This is a genomic window from Oleiphilus sp. HI0123 (genome assembly GCF_001635315.1).
Genome location: NZ_LWGE01000590.1, coordinates 1 through 5,537, shown reverse-complemented (window position 1 = coordinate 5,537; position 5,537 = coordinate 1). Strand labels below are relative to the sequence as shown.

At 43.2% G+C, this 5,537-nt stretch carries 4 protein-coding genes; 3 read left to right on the top strand and 1 reads right to left on the bottom strand.

What is annotated here, in order from left to right; all coding sequences use genetic code 11:
• The 3 genes from zipA to A3761_RS05350 form a co-directional block, all read left to right on the top strand.
• Positions 1-594: cell division protein ZipA (gene zipA, locus A3761_RS05360; RefSeq protein WP_068749957.1), on the top strand; the 594-nt coding region annotated here is incomplete at its 5' end.
• A 37-nt stretch (positions 595-631) separates the two neighbouring features.
• Positions 632-2,653: an NAD-dependent DNA ligase LigA gene (gene ligA / locus A3761_RS05355; protein ID WP_068553188.1), complete on the top strand. Its 2,022-nt coding sequence runs from the start codon at positions 632-634 to the stop codon at positions 2,651-2,653.
• A gap of 104 nt (positions 2,654-2,757) precedes the next feature.
• The gene (locus tag A3761_RS05350) at positions 2,758-5,325 is read left to right on the top strand and encodes a Calx-beta domain-containing protein (RefSeq protein WP_156490344.1); all 2,568 of its coding nucleotides are present in this window, start codon (positions 2,758-2,760) and stop codon (positions 5,323-5,325) included.
• 24 nt (positions 5,326-5,349) lie between these two features.
• On the opposite strand, the gene A3761_RS27045 is transcribed toward A3761_RS05350, so the two are convergent.
• Positions 5,350-5,537, bottom strand: a 188-nt coding sequence (locus tag A3761_RS27045) for a hypothetical protein (RefSeq protein ID WP_231881169.1), incomplete at its 5' end; no start/stop codon positions are given.

The following is a 5,537-nucleotide window of genomic DNA, read 5'->3' as shown; positions in this document are numbered from 1 at the left end:
CCTTTTAACGATGATGACGTAAAAGAAGATGGAGCCATTGTTGCCGATGCGGGTTCGCGTATAGAGCTAGAGTCAATCGAAGTTAAAACGGCTCACGCCGGTAAGATCAAGAAAGTTGCTGAAATCGAAGTTAGTAGCGCAAGTGAAAACAATGACAAGCACGCGCTTGTTATCGTTATCAATGTGCACGCAACAACCAACAAAGGGTTTTCGGGAACAGATGTTAAACAGTTGCTGGAAGCTTGTGGTCTCGATCACGGTGATATGTCTATCTTTCATCGCCACGAAGAAGATGACCTGTTAAGCCCTATCCAATTTAGTGTTGCTAACGCTATCGAACCTGGATATTTTGATCCAGATACATTAGCTGAAATATCCACGCCTGGAGTGAGCTTCTTTATGACCCTGCCTGGGCCTAAGGATTACAGTAAAGCTTTCGAATTTATGCTCGAAACCGCGCAGTGTTTTGCTAGAAACTTGCAAGGCGAACTTAAGGATGAAAACCTAAGTGTGATGACGCCACAAACTATTGAGCATTGTCGCTCAAAGATTAAAGAGTTTGAACGCCGCCAGCTGTCTAAAGTAAAACTTTAATCAGCGAAAATTTCACTAACATCAGCGCTAGCCTTACATGTCCAAATCTATCGATGCCTCGCGCTCACGCGCAAACGAGCTAAACCAGCTGCTTTCACGCTATGCATACCAGTATTACGTTTTAGATGACCCAAGTGTACCCGATTCCGAATACGATCGATTATTTAAGGAGCTTCAAGATATTGAAGCTGCGTACCCGGAGTTAATTAGTGCTGATTCTCCGACTCAAAGGGTTGGCGGCCAACCGCTCGATAAATTCGCCCAGATTGAGCATAAGATTCCTATGCTTTCTTTGGATAATGCATTTTCTGCTGATGATTTACAGGCCTTTGATTCTCGACTACATGCGCGCCTAAGCGGCTCTGCCACGATAAGTTATGTTGCAGAACCAAAATTAGATGGTGTTGCAGTAAGCCTTTTTTATAAGCAAGGCAAGTTAATTTATGGTGCGACTCGTGGTGATGGAAAAGTGGGCGAAGATATTACTCACAACGTACGTACCATCAACTCAATACCGCTTCGTTTGCTTGGTAGTGGTTTCCCTGATGAACTAGAAGTGAGGGGTGAGATATTTATGCCTCTGGTTTCATTCAATCGACTTAATGAAGAAGCGCAAACGAACGGAGACAAACTGTTCGTTAATCCGCGTAATGCTGCCGCAGGTAGTTTACGCCAGCTCGATTCCAAAGTGACAGCGAAAAGGCAATTGAAGATGTGCGCCTATTCTGTTGGCTACTCTTCTGGACTAGGGCTTCCCAGTAGTCACTTCTCAACACTTGAAAAGCTTAATGAATGGGGCTTTGTGGTCAATAGCGATATGCAGCAACTTCAAAATATTGAGGAATGTATCGCTTACTGTGAGATGCTTAGCGATAAGAGGTCATCACTCGATTATGAAATAGACGGCATCGTGTTTAAGGTGGATGATTTTGCAGCCCAAATGGAATTAGGCTTCGTTGCGCGTGCGCCACGCTGGGCTGTTGCTTATAAGTTTCCTGCTCAAGAGGAGCTTACAGTGCTCGAAAGCGTTGACTTTCAGGTTGGGCGTACCGGCGTTCTCACGCCTGTTGCTCGTTTAAAGCCTGTTTTTGTCGGTGGCGTGACCGTTAGCAACGCAACCTTGCATAATATGGATGAAGTTAAGCGTTTACAAATAAGGGTAGGTGACACGGTTGTCATTCGCCGTGCCGGTGACGTAATCCCTAAAGTTGTACGATGTGTTAAAGAGCGTCGACCACCAGATAGTGTTGATATTGTCCTGCCAAAGTGCTGCCCCGTTTGTGATTCCCCTATAGAAATTGAAGAAGATGGCGTGCTCGCTCGATGTAGCGGCACACTTGTCTGTGGCGCGCAATTAAAAGAGTCTATAAAGCACTTTGCCAGTAGAAAGGCTATGGATATTGACGGTTTGGGTGATAAGTTAATCGACCAGCTTATTGATAAAGAGCTAATCCAGGACGTAAGTGATTTATATAGACTTGATGCAAAGAACTTAGCGCTCTTAGAGCGTATGGGTGAAAAGTCAGCAAAAAATATTGTATCCGCCATCGAGATATCCAAGCGATGTACACTTGCTCAATTTATTTTCGCTTTGGGAATTCCAGAGGTTGGTGAAACAACGGCAGAGCTATTGGCTGAGCAGTTTGAAAAACTAGAGCGCTTAATGCAAGCAAGCAAAGAGCAATTGATAGCGTTAAATGATATCGGGCCGATAATGGCTGACAATATATTTACGTTTTTTCAGTTCGAGAACAATCAACAAAAAATATCCCAGCTAATCGAGTTGGGAGTGAGTCCAGCGCCTTTAATTGTGCCAAAGCAAAGCTTTGAAAGTGCGTTTAAAGACAAAAAAGTTGTTATTACCGGTACGCTTCCAAGTATGGGGCGTGACCAGATGAAAGCACTACTTAAGGAAAATGGTGCCAAAGTTCAATCAAGTGTATCTAGCAAAACGGACTACTTAATTGCGGGTGATGCTGCCGGTTCTAAGCTAGATAAGGCAGCTAAACTCGGTGTCGAGGTGCTTAATGAGGAACAAGTGCTCTCACTAGTTAAATAAGTGTGAACTATAAGACGTTTCCATAAAGTCCAGCTGTCACTTACTCACTGTTTTTAATATCATTTAATAGATTCAATAATTTGCGACGTCAACGCAAAAAAACAATGAGTAGAGTAATGGATTATTTGCACGTCTTGATCAAAGCAACTTTTACATCAGTTTGTCTAATGCTAATCGGTGGCTGTACTGGCGATAGTGATAGCTCTGAACCACAAATAGCTGCTGTCGAGCTATCCAGCCCACCACTCGAAATACTTGGATTCCCACCCCAAACCCTATACTACGATAGTCCATTTACATTTACTTTTGGTGCTGCTGGTGGGTCTGGTGCATATCAAATGGCCTATGTTAAGCATCCTGAAATTAATGATGATGTAACCGACATCGATACGAATATTGTTGATATGTACATCGAAAACATTAGCTCTTCCGCTGATGATGATGACGCAATAAAGCCTGCATTTAAGCTAGAGGCTTTAGTAGAGTTTCCAGAGGGAGCATCTCCGGAAACTCTGGTAGGTAGAAACTATACATACGGGCTTGAATTGAGTGATGGTATTAATTCAACTTCTGAAACATATGATTTCTCTGTTGCTGCAAACGCTCTTTCTTTCTCGGGAGGCTCGATTATCAACGAGGGGGCTTCCTCTATCGCAAGCATTAATAATCTTGTAACGGCCTATAATGCTGGTAACACCCTCGTTTGTAACCAAGTTGGTGACATAAGTTTAGGCCGTAGGGATGTCGACGGCGTGCATGTTTACCCTGCAGCTTTCCTTGTTGAATTAGAGGCACCTGTCTCAAAACGGACAACTGCTTATTATAAAACCACATCCAAATACAGCTCAGATCTGCGAGAAAGAAACGCCTCGAACATAGAGTATGCTCGCCCTGATGTTGATTATCGTTCAATTGCAGAGGGTGATGGTAAGGTAGTCTTTGAGGCTGGGCAGTCAGCCTGTTTTGTGTTGGTAGAGACAATTGATGATGGGATAATTGAGAGTAATGAGACCTTTGAAATAGAATTTACCTCGGTAGAAGGTGCGCTGATAGACATTGCTTCAGCAAATAAAACTATTGAAATTATCGACAATGAGCCTAGCGTAACAATGTCAAATATTGAAAGTGTAGGAAATGAGGGCTCCTCTTACAACATTCCCGTTAACCTACGGGCACCCTATGTAGCAGACGTTGAAATTGCTATTTATGTCGATACAGATAAAACAACAGCGGAGCAGTCTGATTATTTGCTTACCCCTGAAAACGGAGTTTTGCTGATTCCTGCTGGTAGTCTAAACGGGGCGATTTCCGTTGATATTCTAGAGAACGAAGATTTCGATGACGACTTAAGCGAAGATGAAAAAATAGTTATCCGTACAGATATTGAGGATATTATTGATGCAGAGCCAAGTGAGTTTATTATCAATGACTGGGTCGATAACGCAGTTGTTGCAAGAGGTGAAATTGGACAAGAGGCTGTAGATTTTACTATTGACTCAAATGGCCGTGTAATTTCCTTAATTTCTGACACTTCAAATATTAATAGCGTAATTACCTTGAGTTTGAGGCATCGTTCTGGCGATATTGCTTTAGTTGACGGCCTGTCTGACTTGGTCATTGCGCTTCCAGATACGAATCTTAAGCCAATATCAATTTCGACAAGTAAGGATGAAGTTGATCGAATAGTTATTGTGTACGAAGTGGAAGCGCAAAATGCTGATGGTTTTTTTGGACGCCGCGATTTTGGCGTTATGGTCTTGGCTGGGAGTGAATCCGGCGCGTTTGATGTCGAGTCTACTTCATATTATGGAAGCGAGGAAGATGATTTCATAAGCAGTACTCGCTTGTATGGTAAGGAATTGTACGTTTCGGGAAATACCTCTGGGTTCATGTTGAATGGTGAGCCTGCCGATATTGCGAATCGAGGCGGAGTCGACGGCTTTGTCTATAAAATTGATATCACTAACAATGCACCTGTTTGGTATCGCTTTGTTGGAACTGAAGAAGACGATGACATAAAAAGCATCGATGCGGGCAATCGAGACCTGATTTCGCTTAGCGGAATAAGAACGAGTTCGATGGATGGAGCTATTGGTTCACTTTCTGTAAGCACAAAGCTCACTCGCGAGAATGTAGATTTTCCAGAAATAAGTTCAAACCGTGATGATAATGTAAGGGTGATCAGATATGACTCTGACCTTTCCGGCTTTAGTGTGCTAGCTGATGGCCTTGGATTAGAGTACTCAACCACAGGTGTGACAAGCTCGTTAACCAGGGATGTGGTGGTTTATAGTTATGATTCTGCTTTTAATTCGACTGGTTATACAGAAATTTCTTCATCCGGGGCTGATGTTGGTGTCGCGATGATAAATACTGATGAAGACGACTTGCTTATTGTCGCAGGACAAACTGATGGTCAGTTTTCTGATCAAACCAAACTTGGTGGTGATGATGCCTTTGTGACGGTACTTGGCAGAGAGGGAGCCGGATATTCACAGATTGGGCTTGTGCAATTTGGTTCAATACAAAATGACAGAGTGATATCACTTAAGGAGTATAGTGATAGTAAGTTTCTTGTGTTGTGGAGTGAAATGCAAACTGACCCTGGGCAGGAGACTTATAGGATATCGGCGTTTTCTAATAGTGGCGAAATGTTGTCCTCGCCACTATAGCGTTTCACAATGATAAAGTGGTGCTCAGAGGCTATAAGCGCCTTTTAGTAGCATTCTCAACTGAAGCTTTGTCTTGTCTGCTTCTTTCGTGCGTTCGGTCTTTGTGGCGTCCAGGCAGTTGCCGCCCATCTGAAAAACAATCGTTACCATAGCTTCCGCTAAAGCGTTGCGCGTCTGATAATCCAAGGCGGCTTTGTTTGTTCCTTCTATCG

Excerpts from the sequence above, each read along its gene's own strand:
- ligA (WP_068553188.1), top strand. The coding sequence starts at position 632 with ATGTCCAAATCTATCGATGCCTCGCGCTCACGCGCAAACGAGCTAAAC.
- A3761_RS05350 (WP_156490344.1), top strand. The coding sequence starts at position 2,758 with ATGAGTAGAGTAATGGATTATTTGCACGTCTTGATCAAAGCAACTTTT.